Below are 15,769 nucleotides of genomic sequence, written 5' to 3'. Positions count from 1 at the left end.
GGAATGCCGAACCCGAAGGACTATGCCATCCTGTTTGACGCCAGCCGCTGTATCGGCTGCAAAGCTTGCCAGGTGGCCTGCAAGCAGTGGAACGACCTCGAGGCCGAAAAGACCAAAAACCGGGGGAGCTACGCCAACCCGCCTAAGCTTACGGCCCACACCTGGATCACCATGCGCTACTACGAGGGCCTGAAGCCGGAAGGCGACCCGTACTTTGACTTCATCCGCGGTTCCTGCATGCACTGCACCCATGCCCCCTGCGTAAGCGCCTGCCCCACGGGGGCTATGGCCCACCGGGAGGGCGGGGTGGTTACGGTGGACGAGAAGACCTGTATTGGTTGCCGTTCCTGCGTCCAGGCCTGCCCCTATGAGGCTGTCCACTTTGACGAGGCTAAAGGGGTGGTCCACAAGTGCACCATGTGCTACGACCGGATTTCCCATGGGGACCAGCCCGCATGCGTCAAGGCCTGTCCCGCCGATGCCCTGACCTTTGGGACGTACCAGGAGATTCGGGCTATGGCAGAAGAAAGGGTGCGGGCGCTCAAGGAGCGGGGTTATGCCAGGGCCAATGTGTACGGCCTGGCGGAGCTTGGTGGCACCCATGTCCTCTATGTGCTCACCGAGCACCCAAGCCAGTACGACCTGCCCAAGGCGGTGCGGGAGGCGGAGAAGCGGGCGGCTACGGGCTGGCTTTCCGCAGGTATAGCCGCTGCGGTGTTGGGGGCTGGGCTTAAGTTCATCGTGGAGCGGCGCGAAGCCCTTAAAGGAGGCGGCCAATGATCACCGTAAACCTTCCTAACCCTATAGGCGAGGAGCACTGGGGTCTTTGGATTGCCCTTTACTTTTTCCTGGCGGGAACCACAGGGGGGGCTTACCTGCTGAGCGTCCTCTTCTACGGCAAGGACCAGGGCTTGGTGCGCCGTAGCGCCCTGTGGGCGTTTCTAGGGGTGGTGGTGGGCGCCGGTTTGCTGGTCATAGACCTGGGCCAGCCTTTGCGGTTTCTCAACCTTCTCTTGAATGGCCTTTACCCGGCTTCGGTCATGTGGCTGGGCAGTTGGTTCTTGGTCCTGGCTGGGGCTGGGCTTTTGTGGGTCTACCTCGGGCCCACCTCTAGGGGAGTGCAGCAGGGAGTGGCGGTGCTGGTGGCCTTGGTGGTGGGGTACACCGCGGTGCTCCTGATGCAAACCGCCAAGCCCTTCTGGAATGCCTCCCCCCTGCTTCCCTGGCTCTTCCTGGCCTCGGCGGCCACGGCGGGAGGGGCGCTTTTGCAGCTTTGGTACCCCCACGAGAAGCTGAGCCGTTTGGTCACCGTCTCTGCCCTTGTGGAAGGGGCAGTCTTGGCTTTGCACCTCATCTGGACGTATCCGGCTGCGACTCCTGGTGTTTTGGCCCTCCTGGTAGGTCCTCTGGCCTGGGCCTTCTGGGGGTTTGTGGTGGTAGGGTGGGGTCTGCCCCTTTTCTTGGAGCGGAGGAACGTGGCCCTAGCGGCCCTTCTCACCCTGGTGGGGGCTTTCCTTCTCCGCTACTTCGTGGTAATGGCAGGCCAAGTGTAACTTTAAAGCCCCCGCCCCTATAGGGGCGGGGGTACCCTTTACCCTAAAGGAGGTAAGCCCGTGGAAATCCTGGAGGCGGTGCACCGGAGGTTGAGCCAGCTTGAGAAGCGTCGTGAACCCTGGCCGGAAGCCTTAAAAGAAGCTCTACGGGATGTGCAGCAGGCGGTGGAGCAGGTGGCTCCAGGCCTTCTTTCGGGCGTGCGGCTTCCCACCCAAGACAAGCTCTTGCAGGACGCGAAACGCTTGCGAAGGGGTGAGGTTCCGGAGGATGCCGCCTACGCCTTTTGGCTTCACCAGGCCTTGCGGCTTATTTACTGGCCGGAAGAAGGGAGGAATGGCCTCCGTGGGGAGGGTTGGGCAGAGCGTTGCCCCACGTGCGGGGGTTTCCCGGATGTGGGATACCTGGATGCGGAGGGGCGTCGCTTTCACGTCTGCGCCTTTTGCGATACGAGCTTCCGGGCCTTGCGCTTAGCCTGTCCCTACTGCGGAGAGGCCCGGGCGGACCACCTGGCGTACTACGAGGAGGGCCCTTACCGGGTTTACATGTGCCGCTCCTGCGGGGAGCGCTTTGTGGCTCAGGACCTAAGGCTCAAAGCGGAGCTGGATCTACCCGCCCTTAGGTCCCGGGCTGCTTGGTATGCCCTGGCGGAGGAAGAGGATGTGGAGGTTTGAAGGGGGCCGTTTTACGCCGGAGGTTTTCCCCCTGCCGGAGGAGGGGCGGTTCCTCTTGGCGGTGAACGGCAAGCCCTGGGCTTCCTTCAGTTACACCCCCGGGGACGAGGTCTATCTGGCCCTCGGCCACCTTTTCCTGAGCGGGGTGCTTTCGGGCCTCGAGGGGGTGCGCTGGCGCGTGGGCGAGGGGGTGGTGGCCGTGGACCTGCCCACGGATCCCGAAAAGGGCGTGGGGGTGCGGGATAGCGGCTGCGCTGCGGGGTTGCGCTATGGCGAACCCCAGCTTGTCCCTTTGCCCACGGTGTCCTTGGACCCTGAGCTTCCCCTAAGGCTTATGGCCCAGCTCCGCCAGAATGCGGTTCGGTACGCCCAGACGCGGGGCATCCACGGTGCGGCCCTTTTTGACCTGGCCGGGCGGCTTCTCTATCTCAACGAGGACATCGGCCGCCACAATGCCGTGGACCGCTTGGCCGGCTACATGCTTTTGGAGGGGGTCAGGCCCCCTGTGGCGGTGGCGGTTACGGGGCGGGTAAGCCAGGAGATGGCGGCTAAGGCCATCGGGATGGGGGCGGTGCTCCTGGTAAGCCGTACGGGGGCGACGGCTCCCGCGGTAGGCCTGGCGCGGCGCTACGGCCTGGCCCTGGCCTCCTACGTGCGCCCCACCGGCTACCGCCTCTATGCCCCAGGCGGTATGCCCGTACCCGAGGAGATCCTCAGGCCTTAGGCTCTTCCTTCTTCTCCTCCCCCTCCTGAAGCCCCTTTTTGAACTCCTTCGCCGACTGGCCAATGCCCCGGGCCAGCTCGGGAAGCTTCTTGGCGCCGAAAAGGAGGAGGATGACCAAAAGGATAAGGAGGATTTCCACTGGACCTAAGCGCATGGGGCCATTGTAGCATGCCTTGACCCTCTTAGGGTCAAGTGTTATCGTGGCCTTTGGGGTGGCCGCCCCGGGGCGTAGCGCAGGCCGGTAGCGCACCTGCTTTGGGAGCAGGGGGTCGCCCGTTCAAATCGGGCCGCCCCGACCACGCGGGAGTAGCTCAGTTGGTAGAGCATCGGCCTTCCAAGCCGAGGGTCGCGGGTTCGAGTCCCGTCTCCCGCTCCAAATGGCCGGGGTGAACCCACACCCCGGCTTCGTTTATGGGCCCGTAGCTCAGGGGACAGAGCAGCCGCCTTCTAAGCGGTAGGTCGGGGGTTCGAATCCCTCCGGGCCCGCCAGCTCCAGGACACAATGCTTTACCCCCCGGTAGCGTGGCCGGGGGGTTCCTGCTACGGCTTCGCTACTGCTTGTCGCCTGGTACCCACTGGGCGTAGGGGAGGCTTTAGCCCACACATGGTATTCTCAAGGCCGGGCTTTGGCCCGGTCCATGCTGAAGCTGGAGAACATCACCAAGCGCTTTGGCCCTGTGGTGGCCAACCGCCGAATCACCCTCGAGGTGGCCCCTGGGGAGGTCCTGGCCCTTTTGGGGGAGAACGGGGCGGGGAAGACCACCCTGGTGAGCATCCTTTATGGCTTGTACGCACCCGATGAGGGGCGGATTCTTCTCCAGGGGAAGGAGGTGCGTATCCCTTCCCCCAAGGAGGCCCAGCGCCTGGGCATCGCCCTCGTGCCCCAGCATCCTGAGCTCATAGAGGCCCACACCGTGGCCGAAAACCTGGCCCTGGGGCTTGACCTGCCTCCCGTCTTCTCCCGCCGAGCCCTGGTGCGGCGGCTGGAAAAGCTTTTGGAAGGGCATCCCTTGGGGGTGGACCTCGAGGCGCCCGTGGCCCGCCTTTCCGCAGGGGAGAAGCAGAGGGTAGAACTCCTCCGCGCCCTTCTGAACCGCCCCAAGGTCCTCATCCTGGATGAGCCCACCAGCGTTTTGACGCCCAAGGAAGCCGAGGCCCTTTTCCAGGAGATCCGGCGGCTAAAGGGTCTGGGTCTTTCCGTCGTCTTCATCAGCCACAAGCTGGACGAGGTCTTGGCCATAGCCGACCGTATCGCCGTGCTCCGGGCTGGGGAGAAGGTGGGGGAGGTCTTACGCCAGGAGGCGGACAAGGACCTCCTGGTGCGCCTTATGGTGGGCCGGAGCCTGGCCCCACCCCCCAAGGTTCCCCCACCCCGGGCGGAAGTGGTCCTGGAGGTGGAGGACCTTCTGGTGCCCCGGCATGGTTTTCCCGTACAGGGGGTTTCCTTCGCCTTGCAGGCGGGGGAGGTGCTGGGGATCGCAGGGGTGGCGGGAAGTGGGCAGGCGGAGCTTTTGCAAGCCCTGGCCGGCCTTCGGCCCTTTCAGGGGAGGGTGCGCTTTCTGGGGGCAGCGTGGCCCCAGGATCCCGCCCGGCTCTTCGCCCTAGGGGTGGCCCATATTCCCGAGGAGCGCAGCATGGGCGTGGTGGGGGGCATGAGCGTGGCGGAGAACCTGGCCCTGCGCACCTACCGGCGCTTTGCCCCCCGGGGTCTACTGGATTACCGGGCCATGGAGAAGGAGGCGGAGGGCGTGATCCGGCGCTACGGCATCCGCACCCCTTCCCCTCGCACCCCGGTGCGTTTTCTTTCCGGGGGGAACGTGCAGAAGGTGATCCTGGCCCGGGAGCTTCAGGGCGGTCCCCGCTTGCTTTTGGCCATGCATCCCACCTACGGGGTGGACGTGGGGGCGGCGGAAGAAGTTTATGAACGTATCCTGGATTTGGTGCGGGAGGGCTCGTCGGTTCTCTTGGTAAGCGAGGACCTGGACGAAATCCTAAGCCTTTCCCATCGGGTAGCCGCCTTGTACCATGGCCGCTTTGTGGGGCCCATTCCTCGGGAGGAGGCGGACCGGGAGCGCCTGGGCCGGATGATGACGGAGGGGCGGGTATGAGGTGGGAGCTGGATCCTAGCCCCTCGCCCAGGAAGGTTCTTCTCACCTATGCCCTGTTCCTTGGCCTTGCCCTTTTGGGCCTTGGCCTGCTTTTTCTCCTCTATGGGGTACCGCCCCTCAAGGCCTATGCCCTTCTCCTTTCTCCCTTGACGGATACCCTGGGCCTGGCGGAGGTGATGCGGCGCACCATCCCCCTTCTCCTGATCGGGGCGGGCCTGGCCCTGGCCTTTAGGATCGGGTTTTTCAACATTGGAGCAGAGGGCCAGCTCCTCATGGGAGCGGTGGGGGCAGCCTATGTGGCCCTTTTCCTGCCTCCCGGGCTTTGGAGCCTGCCCTTGATGTTCCTGTTGGGGGGGAGTTTGGGGGCCCTATGGGCGGGGCTTGCCGCCTGGCTTCGGGTGCGCTTCGGGGTCAATGAGATCCTCACCACCCTCATGCAAAACTACCTGGTCTACTACCTGGTGGTCTATCTGGTGGCGGGGCCCTGGAAGGGCCAGATGGTTTTTGGCTTTCTCTACACCGACCGCTTCCCCCCTGAAGCCCAGCTTCCCCGGCTAGGGGACACCCTGGTGCACTGGCCTACCTTGGTTCTGGGGATGGTGGCGGCCTTAGGGCTTCAGGTTCTTCTCTTTCGCACCCCCTTGGGTTTTGAATGGCGTATCCTGGGGGAAAACCCGGAGGCTGCCCGGTATTTGGGCCTTAAGGGGGGAAGGCTGATCCTCCTTTCGGCCCTTGTTTCCGGTTTCCTTGCGGGCCTTGCGGGGGTGGGGGAGGTGGCGGGAATCCATCTAAGGCTTCTGGAGCCAGCCCAGATTTCCTTGGGGTATGGCTTTACCGCCATCTTGGCGGCCTGGTTGGCCAGGGGAAGGCCCCTTGGGGTGCTCCTCACCGCCCCCCTTTTGGGCCTCATCCTGGCGGGGGGGGATGCCCTAAAGCTTTCCCTTTCCATGCCCTTTCGGGTGGTGGACGTGGCGGCGGGGCTTTTGCTCCTGAGCTTCATCGGGGCGGAGGCGTTAAGCCGCCGCCGCTTGGTCTGGAGGCGCTGATGGAAGAAGCCCTTTTGCGTGCGGTTCTATTCGGTACTCCCCTCCTCCTGGCTTGCTTAGGGGCCCTTCTTTCCGAGCGGGGCGGGGTGGTGAACCTGGGGGTGGAGGGCATGATGGCCCTCTCCGCCCTGGTAGCCTTTGCCGTGGGGCTGAAGGTCCATCCGGCGTTGGGGGTCCTGGCCGGGATGGGGGTGGGGTCTTTGCTGGGGTTATTCCTGGGGGTGTTCGCCGTTTCCTTAAGGGCGAACCAGTTCGTGGCGGGGCTCGCCCTGGCGGCCTTGGGGCTTGGGGCCTCGGGGCTTTTGGGGAAGCGGTACGAGGGAACCCCCTTGCCCAACCCTCTGCCGGAAGGGATGTTGGCCGTGCTGGCCTTGATCCTGGCCCTGGGCCTCCACCTCCTGCTTTCCCGCACGCGTTTTGGTCTCTACCTGAGGAGTGTGGGGGAGAACCCTAAGGCGGCGGATCTCTTTGGGGTTAGCGTGGATGGGGTGCGGTACCTGGCCCTGGCCCTGGGGGGCGGGATGATCGGCCTGGCGGGGGCCTACCTTTCCCTGGCCTACCGCCCCTCCTGGACGGACGGCATGACGGCGGGGCTGGGGTGGGTGGCCATCGCCCTGGTGATCCTGGCGGCCTGGCAGCCTTTGCGGGCCATCCTTGGGGCCTACCTTTTCGGCCTCCTGTTCTTTCTCCAGTTCCGCTTGCAGGGCAGTGTACCTATACCGTCGGAGGCCTTTGCCGCCATGCCCTACCTTTTGGTTATCCTGGTCCTGGCCCTTTCGGGCCGCGCCCGGGCCCCCAAGGCCCTGGGCCAGCCCTTTGACCGGGGGAGGTAAAGTATGCGGAGGATTTTAGGTTTGCTGTTGTTGGCGCTGGGGTTGGCATGGGCCCAAGGGGATAAGTTGAAGGCCTGCTTCATCTACGTGGGCCCCATCGGGGATGCGGGGTGGACCTATGCCCACGATGTGGGGCGCAAAAAGGCGGAAGCGGCTCTTCCCTGGTTGGAAACCCGGTACGTGGAGAGTGTTCCTGAAGCCCAGGCCCTTCCCGTCATCGACCGGTTCGTGAAGGAAGGGTGCCAGGTGATCTTTGCCACCAGCTTCGGCTACATGGAAGCGGTCCTCGAGGGGGCGAAGAAATACCCGAACGTCATCTTCGCCCACGCCACCGGGATCAAGCGGGCCCCCAACGTGGCCACCTACATGGCCGACTTCTACCAGGTCTACTACCTGAACGGCCTGGCCGCCGGGGCCCTTTCCAAGACGGGCAAGGTGGGGTATGTGGCCGCCTTCCCCATCCCCGAGGTGAAGCGGCACATCAACGCCTTCACCCTGGGGGTTCGGGCGGTGAACCCCAAGACCCAGGTCCTGGTGCGCTGGATTAACGCCTGGTACGATCCGGCCAAGGCCAGGGAGGCCACGGAGGCCCTTCTGGCCCAGGGGGCGGACGTCTTCGCCTTCACCGAGGACACCCCCACGGTGATCCAGACGGCGGCCAAGAAGGGGGCCTACGCCTTTGGCCACTACACCCCCATGCTGAAGTTCGCCCCGGACCACGTGGTCTCCGGCCAGATCGTCCACTGGGATGTGATCTACATTGACTTCCTCAAGAAGGTGAAGGAGGGTGTTTACACCCCCAAGAACCTGGAGAACGTGGACTACTTCTGGCTCCTGCAGCACAAGGCGGTGGAGATGGGGGCGGACTATGGGGTTCCCATCAATCCCAAGCATGTGCCCCTCTTGAAGAAGGCCCAGATGACGGTGGGCGGAAAGAAGGTCAGCGTCTACGACCGCATCATGGCTCTTCTGAAGGATATGCAGAGCCCGAAGCCCGCCTTTGACCCCTTCACGGGTCCCATCCAGGACCGCAAGGGAGGGGTGCGGATCCCGGCGGGCAAAAAGGCCACCCTCGAGGAGCTCCTCACCATGGAGTGGGCGGCCCCTGGGGTGGTGGGGGATTGGCCCGGAGAACCCAAGTAGAACCCCAGGGGGTGGAGCCAGGGAGAGCCCTCCCTGGCTCCTTTTTCGCCTGTGCCCAACCCCGAAATGAAGGGCTTCACGTAGGATTGCGCGCGATCCAGAAGGCTCCGGGGGAGGGGGATGGGGCTAGAGGGCTTGGAAAACCGCCTCGAGGATCTCCAACCCCATAGCCGCTTCCTCCTCCGTGAGGATGAGGGGCGGGGCGATGCGGAGGGCCGAGGGTCCTGCGGGAAGGAGAAGAAGCCCCTTCCTGAAGGCCAGCTCCACCGCCTTGTCCCTGAGGTCGGGCCGTTCCTCCTCGGGCGTGCCAAAGTCCAACCCGATCATGAGCCCCCTGCCCCGCACATCCCCCAGGAAGGGGAAGCGGTCCTGCATGGCCTTAAGCTCCCTGAGGAGGTAGGCTCCCACCTCTCTGGCGTTTTCCATGAGGCCGGCCTCCAGGAGGTCCAAGGTGGCGTGGGCGGCGGCGGCGGCCACCGCCTGGCCGCCAAAGGTGGTGCCGTGGGCCCCGGGACGCCAGCTGGAAAGCTCTTCCCGGAAGAGGAGGGCGCTTATGGGATAGCCGGAGGCCAGGCCCTTGGCCAGGACGTAGACGTCCGCCTTGACCCCTTCGTGCTCGAGGGCGAAGAAGAGCCCGGTGCGGCCCGCTCCCGACTGCACCTCATCCGCCACCAGGAGAATGCCGTACCGCTCCAGAAGGGTTTTGAGCTGGGGAATGAAGCCGGGTGGCGGCAGCAGATACCCCCCTTCTCCTTGGATGGGCTCTAAGAAAAAGGCGGCCACCTCCTCCGGGGCCACCACGGTGCGGAAGAGGTGCTCCAGGTATTCCAGCACGGTTTTCCCAGCCTCTTGCGGCCTTGCTCCCAGGGGGGGGCGGAAGGGGTTGGGGAAGGGCACGTGCACCACCCCGGGAAGAAGGGGGGAGAAGCCCTTGCGGTAAGCGCTCTTGCTGGCGGTGAGGGAAAGGGAACCCAGGCTTCTACCGTGGAAGGCCCCGGTGAAGGCGAGGAGGTAGGGCCTACCCGTGTGATGGCGCACCAGCTTGATGGCGGCCTCTATCCCCTCGGTGCCTGAGTTGCCAAAGAAGACCCGATACCCTCCGCCCAGCTTTCCCACCAGCCTTTCCGCCAGGGAAAGGGTGGGCTCGTGGGTGAAGTCGGAGAAGCACACGTGGGCGAAGCGCTCCGCCTGGGCCTTCACCGCTTCCAGTACCTTAGGGTGGGCGTAGCCGGTGGTGTTCACCGCTATCCCCGCCATGAAGTCCAGGAAGACGTTCCCGTCCACGTCCTCCAAGAACACCCCCTGCCCCCGGGCGGGGACGAAGGGGTAAGGGCGGATGTAGGAGGAGGAGAGGACGGCCTGACCCCTTTCCAAAAGGGCTTTGGCTTTGGGACCGGGAAGCGAAGTGTGGATGCTGGGTTTCATACGGGGCCAGTCTACCAAGGCCTTGGCCCCCTTCCCAGGCGCATTTTATGCGGTTCAGGCTTGGCTTTTTACAGGAGCCCTTCGGCTTCCAGGTGGGGGCGGGCGTAGAAGAGGGTGAGGGCGGTGGAGGCGTCCTGGATCTCTCCGGCCTCCAGGAGACGGTAGAGGTCCCAAAGGGGGAGTTCCACGGTTTCCAGAAGCTCTCCGTCTTCTAAGGCCGGCTTGGCCACCACCTCCGCCTGAAGGGCCAAAAAGGGATGGAAGATCACGGCGGTGAAGGAGGGCTGGGGGTGGAAGGGAGGGAGGGAGAGGAAGCGCTGGGCCGCGGCCCCCACTTCCTCCAAAAGCTCCCGCCGGGCGGCCTCGAGGGGGGTTTCCCCGGGGTCCACCTTGCCCGCAGGGATTTCCAACAGGAACTTCCCCGTGGGGTGGCGGTACTGGCGGATGAGGAGGGCGGTGGCCCTATCGGTCACGGGCAGGACGAAGCTGGCCGCCACCGGCCCCGGGCGGTAGATGTAGGTGAGTTCCTTGCCGGTGTGGGTGCGCACCCTCTCCCTCACCAGCCTGACGGGCTCGGTGAGGATCTCTTCCAGCTCTATCCGCTTCCAAGGGCTCATTTCGCCAAGCGCTCAATCACCCGCCGCACCTTTTCCCCGGGGGCCCTAGGCCCCAGGGCCTTGGTCACCACCCCGATGGCCGCCAAGGGGGTCTTGAACTGGGAGAAGTCGATGTTTTTCCGGATCCAGGCCTCGAGCTCCTCCTCGCTCATCTCCTGGGGCAGGAAGCGGTCCAGAAACTCCACCTCAAAGGCGTTGCCCTGCTCCAAAGCGATTTCCCGCAAGGCCTTCAGCACCTTCACCGCTTCGGCGTCGGGCAGGGGTTTGCCATCCCCTTTGCGGTCCAGCTCCGCCTTCACCACCCGGGCGAAGTCCAGGGTCTTCTGGTCCCGGGCCTTCATGGCCTCCTTGATGGTTTCCTTGATGGCCTCGTAGATGCTCATCCCCCTTAGTCTAGCCGGTAGAATGCCCCTCATGTGGGCGCTCCTTTCCGTTTCCGATAAGAGGGGGCTTGTGCCCTTTGCCGAGGGGCTTCTGCCCTTGGGCTTTAAGCTTTTGGCCACCGGGGGGACCTATAGGGCCTTGAGGGAGGCGGGGCTACCCGTGACCTACATCTCGGACTTCACGGGTTTTCCTGAGGTCCTGGAGGGCCGGGTCAAGACCCTCCACCCCAAGGTACATGCGGGGCTTCTCGCCCGACCCGACCAGGAGGAGGATCTTAAGGCCTTAGGCTTTGAAAGGATCGCCCTTTTGGCCGTAAACCTTTACCCTTTCCGGGAGACCGTGGCCCAGGGGGCGGGCTTTGCCGAGGCCCTGGAGCAGATTGACATTGGGGGGCCGGCCATGCTGCGGGCGGCGGCCAAAAACCATGGGGCGGTGCTGCCCGTGTGCGATCCTGAGGACTACCCCCGGGTCCTCGAGGCCTTAAAGGAGGGCCCAAGCCCCGAGTTCCGCCGGGAGCTTGCCCGCAAGGCCTTCGCCCACACCGCAGCCTACGACGCCGCCATCGCTGAGTGGCTGGCCGCGGAGAAGTTCCCCCCTGAGAAGTTCTTGGTCCTAAGGCGGGAAAGCCCCTTGCGCTACGGGGAAAACCCCCACCAGGAGGCGGCCCTTTATCGCGTGGAAGGGGAGCGGGGGCCCCTTTTGCAGGCCCAGGTCCTCCAGGGTAAGGCCATGAGCTTCAACAACTACCTGGATGCGGAAGCCGCCTGGAACCTGGTTTCCGAGTTCGCCGAGCCCGCATGTGTCGCCATCAAGCACCAGAACCCTTGCGGCGTAGCCCTTGGGGAGAGCCCCTTGCAGGCCTACCAAAAGGCCTACCAGGCGGATCCCATCTCCATCTTTGGGGGTATCGTGGCCTTGAACCGGCCCGTGGACGGGGCCACGGCGGAGGCCATGAAGGAGGTGTTCTTGGAAGTGGTCCTGGCCCCGGACTTTACCCAGGAGGCCCTAGCCCTCTTTTCCCGCAAGAAAAACCTGCGCCTGCTAAGGGTTCCCTTTCCCGCCCAGGGGCCCTACCTGGACCTCCGCCGCATGCGGGGTGGGGTCCTCCTTCAGGATGCCGACACCCTGGACCCCATCAAGCCCCAGGTGGTGACCAAGGAAGCCCCCAGCGAGGCCGAGTGGCAAGACCTCCTCTTTGCCTGGAAGGTGGTGAAGCATGTGCGCTCCAATGCCATCGTGGTGGCCAAGGAGGGCCAGACCCTGGGCATTGGGGTGGGGCAGACCAACCGCTACGCCGCTGCCAAGCACGCCCTCAAGACCGCCAAGGAAAAGGCTAAGGGAGCGGTTTTGGCCTCCGATGCCTTCTTCCCCTTTGACGACGTGGTGCGGCTTGCGGCGGAGTTTGGCATCCGGGCCATTATCCAGCCTGGGGGAAGCGTGCGGGACGAGGATTCCATCCGGGCCGCCGACGAGCTGGGCCTGGCCATGGTCTTCACCGGGGTGCGGCACTTTAGGCACTAGGCGCAAAAAGCCCCTGGGCGCTACACCATAAGCCTGAAGCCTAACCTGGCGCAGCAGGGGGACGCGCGCCCGCTTGGGCCTTACGGGAAGCTAGGTGTCCGCCTTGGCCCGGAGGCGTTTAGAGGAGGCCCGTGGAACCGGAACACCAAGGCTTGGGTCCTGCTGTTCACCGCAGCAGAGGTTAGGGCGCACCTGGAGAGGCTTCCCGGGAGCCTTCTAGAGGCTTTGGGCATGGGGATTTGGGGGCATTGGGGCCTTGCGTAGCAAAAAGGAGCCCTAGGGGGCTCCTTTAAGCCTAAGGGAGCGCCTAGTAGGCCTTTTTGCCTTGGGTTTCCTTAAGGCGCTGGTGGGCTTCCTTAAAGCCCACCAGCTTGCGGCTTTCCTCGTCGTAGAGGTGCATGTCGGCAAAGGCGATCTTGAAGGCATCCTTGAGGGTAACCGTGGGGGCCACCTTTACCAGGTCCACCTCTTCCTGCACCTTGGGCAGGAGGTAGTTGGGGATCTTGGGGGCCAGGTGGTGGATGTGGTGGAAACCGATATTGCCTGTAAGCCACTGGAGCACCTTGGGAAGCTTCAGGTAGGTGCTTCCCTCCATGGCCGCCTTCAGGTACTCCCAGCGGGGGTCGTGTTCCCAGTAGACGTCTTCAAACTGGTGTTGCACGTAGAAGAGGAAGATCCCGATCATCCCCGCCAGGTACTGGATGGGCAGATAGACCAGAAGAAGGGTCTTCACCCCAAAGAAGACCACGATGCCGGCTAAAAGAAGGGCGAGGAAGAGGTTGGTGAGGGCCACGGAGTTGCGCACGGAAGGCTTTTCCGAGCCGTAGCCCAGGGGAAGCCGGTAGGAGAGCATGAAGACGTAAATGGGCCCCAGGAAGAACATGATCCACGGGTTGCGGTACAGGCGGTACTTGAGCCGCTCCCAAGGGCTGGCCTGCAGGTACTCCTCGAGGGTCATGGTGTAGATATCCCCTACCCCCCGCTTGTCCAGGTTGCCGCTGGTGGCGTGGTGCCGGGCATGGGAGAGTTGCCAGTGGTGGTAGGGGACTAGGGTGAGCACCCCCGTGAAGAAACCCAAAAGGTCGTTGGCCCACTTCTTGGGGAAGAAGGAGCCGTGGCCGGCGTCGTGCTGCAGGATGAAAAGGCGCACCAGGAACAAGGCGGCTACAAAGTCCAGCAGGAGGGTAAGGGCCAGCGATACCGAGAGGGCCTTGTGGGCCAGGTAGAAGAGGAAAAGAAGGGGCAAAAGGGTATTGGCTACCTGGCGCAGACTCCTCCAGGTATTGGGCTTGGCATAGGGCTTGATGAGGGGGATCCAGTCTTTGGGTTCTACTTTCCGCATACGCACTCCTTGCCTCGGAGTGCTTCAGGGTAACCCCTGGGATGATGAGGACCATGAGGATGGGGTGGGCTTAGGGTTGTCTAAACCCAAGTGGGGAGCATGGGCCATCGCCCCTGGGAGCTGGCCTTTGGGTCGTTCAGGGGCATCCATGGGGTGGAGGCAGGGCGTTCACCTTTGTCCCGGCTTAAAACGTGGGTCCCTTGTTAGGAATAGCCAGGCCCATCAACGGGGCCTGACCGCTGAGTCCAGGATGAGGGTTACCGGGCCCTCGTTCACCAGGTGGACCCGCATGTGGGCTCCATAGACGCCCGTTTCCACGTGCACCCCCTGTTCCAGGAAGGCTTCTATGGCGGCCTCGTAGAGCCTTTTGCCCACCTCGGGGGGTGCGGCCTTGACGAAGGAGGGGCGGTTTCCCTTGCGGGTGTCGGCGTAGAGGGTGAACTGGCTCACCAGAAGGACCTCGCCCCTCACCTCCTTGAGAGAGAGGTTCATCTTGCCCGCAGCGTCCTGAAAGATGCGCAGGTTTACGATTTTGCGGGCCAGGTAGTGGGCATCCTCGGCGGTATCCCCCTGCCCGACCCCCAAAAGCACCAAAAGGCCCAGGCCGATTTGCCCTACCACCTCACCTTCCACCTCCACGGAGGCTTCGGAAACCCGTTGCACCACCGCCCGCATCCTTCACCCCCTGGGCCCGGCGAAGAGGGCCACGGTTCCGGGGCCGGCGTGGACGCTCACCGCCGCCCCTGCCCTTACCGTACCCAAGACCTCCACCCCTTCCGCCCGCAAAACCTCGCCTAAGGCTTTGGCCCCTTCGGGGTTGCCCGCATGGGCCAGGTAGACGGGTCCCCCACCCGGGAAGTCTCGGCGGAAGAGCTCGGCCAGCCTGCGCAGGCCCTCCTTGAAGCCCCGCACCCGGGGGCCAGCCAGGACCCGGCCCCCCTTGACCTCCAGGACCGGAAGGATTTGCAGGAGCCCCCCCACGAACCTTTGCAGGCCCGAGATGCGCCCTGAGCGGTGCAGGTAGGTGAGGGTCTGGGGGAGGACATAGCCCCGAAGCCTTTCCCGGTAGGGGGCCAGGGTTTCCTCGAGGCGTTCCCAGGCCACGCCCTTTGCCAAGAGCCTCCTGGCCTCCTCCAAAAGCAGCAAGAGGCCTCCGTTCAAGGACCAGGAGTCCAGCACCTTGACCCGTTCCCCAAACTCCCGGGCCACCGCCATGGCGGTGGCCACGGTGCCGGAAAGGTGCCCGGAAACATGGACCGAGAGCACCCGTTCGTGGCTTTGCAAAAGGGTTTTGTAGGTGGTGCGCAGGTCCTCGGGGGCCACTTGGCTGGTGGAAAGCCGCTCACCCTGCCGCAAGAGGTCCAGAACCTTCTCGTCGGTGATCTCCAGCTGGTCGCGGAAGGTTTTATCCTTCCAGATCACCTGCTGGGGCACCACGTGGATCCCCCGGTTCAGGGCTTCCTCTGGGCTTAGGCCCAGGGTGGAGTCGGCCACGAAGGCCACGTTAGAGGCTGTAGGCATAAAACCCGTAGGTGCCGGGGCCGGTGTGGCTGGCGATCACCGCCCCCAGTTCGCTCACCAGGGCCTCCTCCACGGGTAGGCCCGAGGAAAGGACCATCTCCTTTAGCTCCTTGACCGCGTTCTCCTCGGCGCTAAAGAGGAAGAAGGCCCGGATGCGCTCCCTTCCTTGGGCCCAGGTTTGGAAGTCCCTAAGGATCTCCTCCCGGGCCTTCCTTTCCCCCCGGGCCCGGCCTGCTGGTTCCACCCGGCCCTCTTTGAGGGTCAGAATCGGCTTGATACCCAGAAGGGTGCCCAAAAGGGCCTGGGCTCCGCCGATGCGGCCTCCCCGCTTCAAAAACTCCAAGGTGACCACGCTGAAGCGCACGAAGTGGTCCTTGCGGATGCGGTCTAGTTCCGAAAGCACGTCCTCCAGAGTCTGCCCCTGGGAGAGGAGCTCGTGGGCCCGGAGCACCATCATGCCGATCCCCAAGGAGGCGGCTTGGCTATCAAAGACGGTGATGCGGCCGGGAAAGCCTTGCGCCGCCAGCGTCGCCGACTGGACCGTACCGGAAAGCTTGGCGGAGATGTGGATGGAAAGCACGTGGTCGGCCGCCATCAGGGCTTCCTGGTAGGTGCGCTGGAAGTCCTCGGGGGAAGGCTGGCTGGTGGTGGGAAAGGCGGTACCTTCCCGGACCTTTTGGAAGATCTCCGCGGGAGAGATCTCCTCCCAGTCCTTATAGATGCGCCCCCCCAGGTTCACGTAAAGGGGCACCACCCGCACCCCCAGGCCCTCCCGTAGGGGCTTGGGTAGGTCGGCGGTGGAGTCGGTTACCAGGGCTACCTTCATACCTCCTCCTCTTGGTCCTGGACAGGATACCACGGGTGGGCCCTGGGATGCAGG

The 15,769-nt window shown here is 64.1% G+C and carries 17 protein-coding genes and 3 tRNA genes; 12 read left to right on the top strand and 8 right to left on the bottom strand.

The genetic code is table 11. The features are described from left to right. Positions 1-3: 3 nt before the first annotated feature. From DK874_RS02295 to DK874_RS02280, 4 genes are read left to right on the top strand one after another with little or no spacing between them, the layout of a single operon-like run. Positions 4-780, top strand: coding sequence for a 4Fe-4S dicluster domain-containing protein (locus DK874_RS02295; protein WP_114312420.1), 777 nt, complete (start codon positions 4-6; stop codon positions 778-780). After that, positions 777-1,553: an NrfD/PsrC family molybdoenzyme membrane anchor subunit gene (gene nrfD / locus DK874_RS02290; protein WP_114312418.1), complete on the top strand. Its 777-nt coding sequence runs from the start codon at positions 777-779 to the stop codon at positions 1,551-1,553. The genes DK874_RS02295 and nrfD overlap by 4 nt, the downstream gene beginning before the upstream one ends. A 60-nt stretch (positions 1,554-1,613) precedes the next feature. After that, positions 1,614-2,225 (top strand): formate dehydrogenase accessory protein FdhE domain-containing protein, encoded by a 612-nt coding sequence (locus tag DK874_RS02285; RefSeq protein WP_114312415.1) that lies wholly within the window; start codon positions 1,614-1,616, stop codon positions 2,223-2,225. Beyond that, on the top strand, positions 2,212-2,949 hold the full coding sequence (locus tag DK874_RS02280) for a formate dehydrogenase accessory sulfurtransferase FdhD (RefSeq protein WP_114312413.1): 738 nt from the start codon (positions 2,212-2,214) through the stop codon (positions 2,947-2,949). Before DK874_RS02285 ends, DK874_RS02280 begins: the two co-directional genes overlap by 14 nt. On the opposite strand, the gene tatA is transcribed toward DK874_RS02280, so the two are convergent. Then, positions 2,939-3,103 carry a twin-arginine translocase TatA/TatE family subunit gene (tatA, locus tag DK874_RS02275; protein WP_038030191.1) on the bottom strand — a complete coding sequence of 55 codons (165 nt, stop codon included), beginning with the start codon at positions 3,101-3,103 and terminating at the stop codon, positions 2,939-2,941. The genes DK874_RS02280 and tatA overlap by 11 nt on opposite strands. Positions 3,104-3,171: 68 nt before the next feature. On the opposite strand from tatA, the gene DK874_RS02270 reads away from it, so the two are divergent. The 7 genes from DK874_RS02270 (at position 3,172) to DK874_RS02240 (ending at position 8,079) form a co-directional block, all read left to right on the top strand. Continuing rightward, positions 3,172-3,248, top strand: a tRNA-Pro gene (locus tag DK874_RS02270). 1 nt (position 3,249) lies between these two features. Then, positions 3,250-3,325 (top strand) — tRNA-Gly (locus DK874_RS02265). A 37-nt stretch (positions 3,326-3,362) separates the two neighbouring features. Continuing rightward, a tRNA-Arg gene (locus DK874_RS02260) sits at positions 3,363-3,438 on the top strand. A gap of 149 nt (positions 3,439-3,587) precedes the next feature. Then, positions 3,588-5,057 (top strand): ABC transporter ATP-binding protein, encoded by a 1,470-nt coding sequence (locus DK874_RS02255; protein WP_114312411.1) that lies wholly within the window; start codon positions 3,588-3,590, stop codon positions 5,055-5,057. Then, on the top strand, positions 5,054-6,103 hold the full coding sequence (locus tag DK874_RS02250; RefSeq protein WP_114312409.1) for an ABC transporter permease: 1,050 nt from the start codon (positions 5,054-5,056) through the stop codon (positions 6,101-6,103). Before DK874_RS02255 ends, DK874_RS02250 begins: the two co-directional genes overlap by 4 nt. Beyond that, positions 6,103-6,936, top strand: a complete 834-nt coding sequence (locus tag DK874_RS02245) for an ABC transporter permease (protein ID WP_114312406.1) — start codon at positions 6,103-6,105, stop codon at positions 6,934-6,936. The genes DK874_RS02250 and DK874_RS02245 overlap by 1 nt, the downstream gene beginning before the upstream one ends. Before the next feature lie 3 nt (positions 6,937-6,939). Continuing rightward, positions 6,940-8,079 (top strand): BMP family ABC transporter substrate-binding protein, encoded by a 1,140-nt coding sequence (locus DK874_RS02240; RefSeq protein ID WP_114312403.1) that lies wholly within the window; start codon positions 6,940-6,942, stop codon positions 8,077-8,079. Between the two features lie 126 nt (positions 8,080-8,205). Here DK874_RS02240 and DK874_RS02235 read toward each other — a convergent pair whose 3' ends face one another. The 3 genes from DK874_RS02235 to DK874_RS02225 all read right to left on the bottom strand — a co-directional run bounded on the left by DK874_RS02235 (position 8,206) and on the right by DK874_RS02225 (position 10,504). Beyond that, on the bottom strand, positions 8,206-9,504 hold the full coding sequence (locus DK874_RS02235; RefSeq protein WP_114312401.1) for an acetyl ornithine aminotransferase family protein: 1,299 nt from the start codon (positions 9,502-9,504) through the stop codon (positions 8,206-8,208). Between the two features lie 68 nt (positions 9,505-9,572). Continuing rightward, positions 9,573-10,121, bottom strand: a complete 549-nt coding sequence (locus tag DK874_RS02230) for an NUDIX hydrolase (protein WP_114312398.1) — start codon at positions 10,119-10,121, stop codon at positions 9,573-9,575. Next, positions 10,118-10,504: a GatB/YqeY domain-containing protein gene (locus tag DK874_RS02225; RefSeq protein WP_114312396.1), complete on the bottom strand. Its 387-nt coding sequence runs from the start codon at positions 10,502-10,504 to the stop codon at positions 10,118-10,120. The genes DK874_RS02230 and DK874_RS02225 overlap by 4 nt, the downstream gene beginning before the upstream one ends. Before the next feature lie 31 nt (positions 10,505-10,535). Between DK874_RS02225 and purH the strand changes: the two genes are divergently transcribed. Further along, complete coding sequence (purH, locus tag DK874_RS02220) at positions 10,536-12,026, top strand: bifunctional phosphoribosylaminoimidazolecarboxamide formyltransferase/IMP cyclohydrolase (RefSeq protein WP_162798693.1); 1,491 nt, start codon at positions 10,536-10,538, stop codon at positions 12,024-12,026. A 307-nt stretch (positions 12,027-12,333) separates the two neighbouring features. On the opposite strand, the gene DK874_RS02215 is transcribed toward purH, so the two are convergent. The 4 genes from DK874_RS02215 to DK874_RS02200 form a co-directional block, all read right to left on the bottom strand. Further along, positions 12,334-13,368 carry a fatty acid desaturase gene (locus DK874_RS02215; RefSeq protein WP_114312391.1) on the bottom strand — a complete coding sequence of 345 codons (1,035 nt, stop codon included), beginning with the start codon at positions 13,366-13,368 and terminating at the stop codon, positions 12,334-12,336. 222 nt (positions 13,369-13,590) lie between these two features. Continuing rightward, positions 13,591-14,043, bottom strand: coding sequence for a D-aminoacyl-tRNA deacylase (dtd, locus tag DK874_RS02210; protein ID WP_114312389.1), 453 nt, complete (start codon positions 14,041-14,043; stop codon positions 13,591-13,593). A gap of 3 nt (positions 14,044-14,046) precedes the next feature. Continuing rightward, positions 14,047-14,889 carry a DegV family protein gene (locus DK874_RS02205; RefSeq protein ID WP_162798692.1) on the bottom strand — a complete coding sequence of 281 codons (843 nt, stop codon included), beginning with the start codon at positions 14,887-14,889 and terminating at the stop codon, positions 14,047-14,049. After that, positions 14,873-15,715, bottom strand: a complete 843-nt coding sequence (locus DK874_RS02200) for a DegV family protein (RefSeq protein WP_114312384.1) — start codon at positions 15,713-15,715, stop codon at positions 14,873-14,875. Before DK874_RS02200 ends, DK874_RS02205 begins: the two co-directional genes overlap by 17 nt. Positions 15,716-15,769: the final 54 nt, after the last annotated feature.

Source organism: Thermus caldifontis (assembly GCF_003336745.1).
GTDB classification, from domain to species: Bacteria; Deinococcota; Deinococci; order Deinococcales; family Thermaceae; genus Thermus; species Thermus caldifontis.
Note: the sequence above shows the minus strand (reverse complement) of the source record. Positions and strands in the feature narration are given on the sequence as shown.

Coding starts and splice junctions, on each gene's coding strand:
- DK874_RS02295 (WP_114312420.1), top strand. CDS start 4: ATGCCGAACCCGAAGGACTATGCCATCCTGTTTGACGCCAGCCGCTGT.
- nrfD (WP_114312418.1), top strand. CDS start 777: ATGATCACCGTAAACCTTCCTAACCCTATAGGCGAGGAGCACTGGGGT.
- DK874_RS02280 (WP_114312413.1), top strand. CDS start 2,212: ATGTGGAGGTTTGAAGGGGGCCGTTTTACGCCGGAGGTTTTCCCCCTG.
- tatA (WP_038030191.1), bottom strand. CDS start 3,103: ATGCGCTTAGGTCCAGTGGAAATCCTCCTTATCCTTTTGGTCATCCTC.
- DK874_RS02255 (WP_114312411.1), top strand. CDS start 3,588: ATGCTGAAGCTGGAGAACATCACCAAGCGCTTTGGCCCTGTGGTGGCC.
- DK874_RS02250 (WP_114312409.1), top strand. CDS start 5,054: ATGAGGTGGGAGCTGGATCCTAGCCCCTCGCCCAGGAAGGTTCTTCTC.
- DK874_RS02245 (WP_114312406.1), top strand. CDS start 6,103: ATGGAAGAAGCCCTTTTGCGTGCGGTTCTATTCGGTACTCCCCTCCTC.
- DK874_RS02240 (WP_114312403.1), top strand. CDS start 6,940: ATGCGGAGGATTTTAGGTTTGCTGTTGTTGGCGCTGGGGTTGGCATGG.
- DK874_RS02235 (WP_114312401.1), bottom strand. CDS start 9,504: ATGAAACCCAGCATCCACACTTCGCTTCCCGGTCCCAAAGCCAAAGCC.
- DK874_RS02230 (WP_114312398.1), bottom strand. CDS start 10,121: ATGAGCCCTTGGAAGCGGATAGAGCTGGAAGAGATCCTCACCGAGCCC.
- DK874_RS02225 (WP_114312396.1), bottom strand. CDS start 10,504: ATGAGCATCTACGAGGCCATCAAGGAAACCATCAAGGAGGCCATGAAG.
- purH (WP_162798693.1), top strand. CDS start 10,536: ATGTGGGCGCTCCTTTCCGTTTCCGATAAGAGGGGGCTTGTGCCCTTT.
- DK874_RS02215 (WP_114312391.1), bottom strand. CDS start 13,368: ATGCGGAAAGTAGAACCCAAAGACTGGATCCCCCTCATCAAGCCCTAT.
- dtd (WP_114312389.1), bottom strand. CDS start 14,043: ATGCGGGCGGTGGTGCAACGGGTTTCCGAAGCCTCCGTGGAGGTGGAA.
- DK874_RS02205 (WP_162798692.1), bottom strand. CDS start 14,889: ATGCCTACAGCCTCTAACGTGGCCTTCGTGGCCGACTCCACCCTGGGC.
- DK874_RS02200 (WP_114312384.1), bottom strand. CDS start 15,715: ATGAAGGTAGCCCTGGTAACCGACTCCACCGCCGACCTACCCAAGCCC.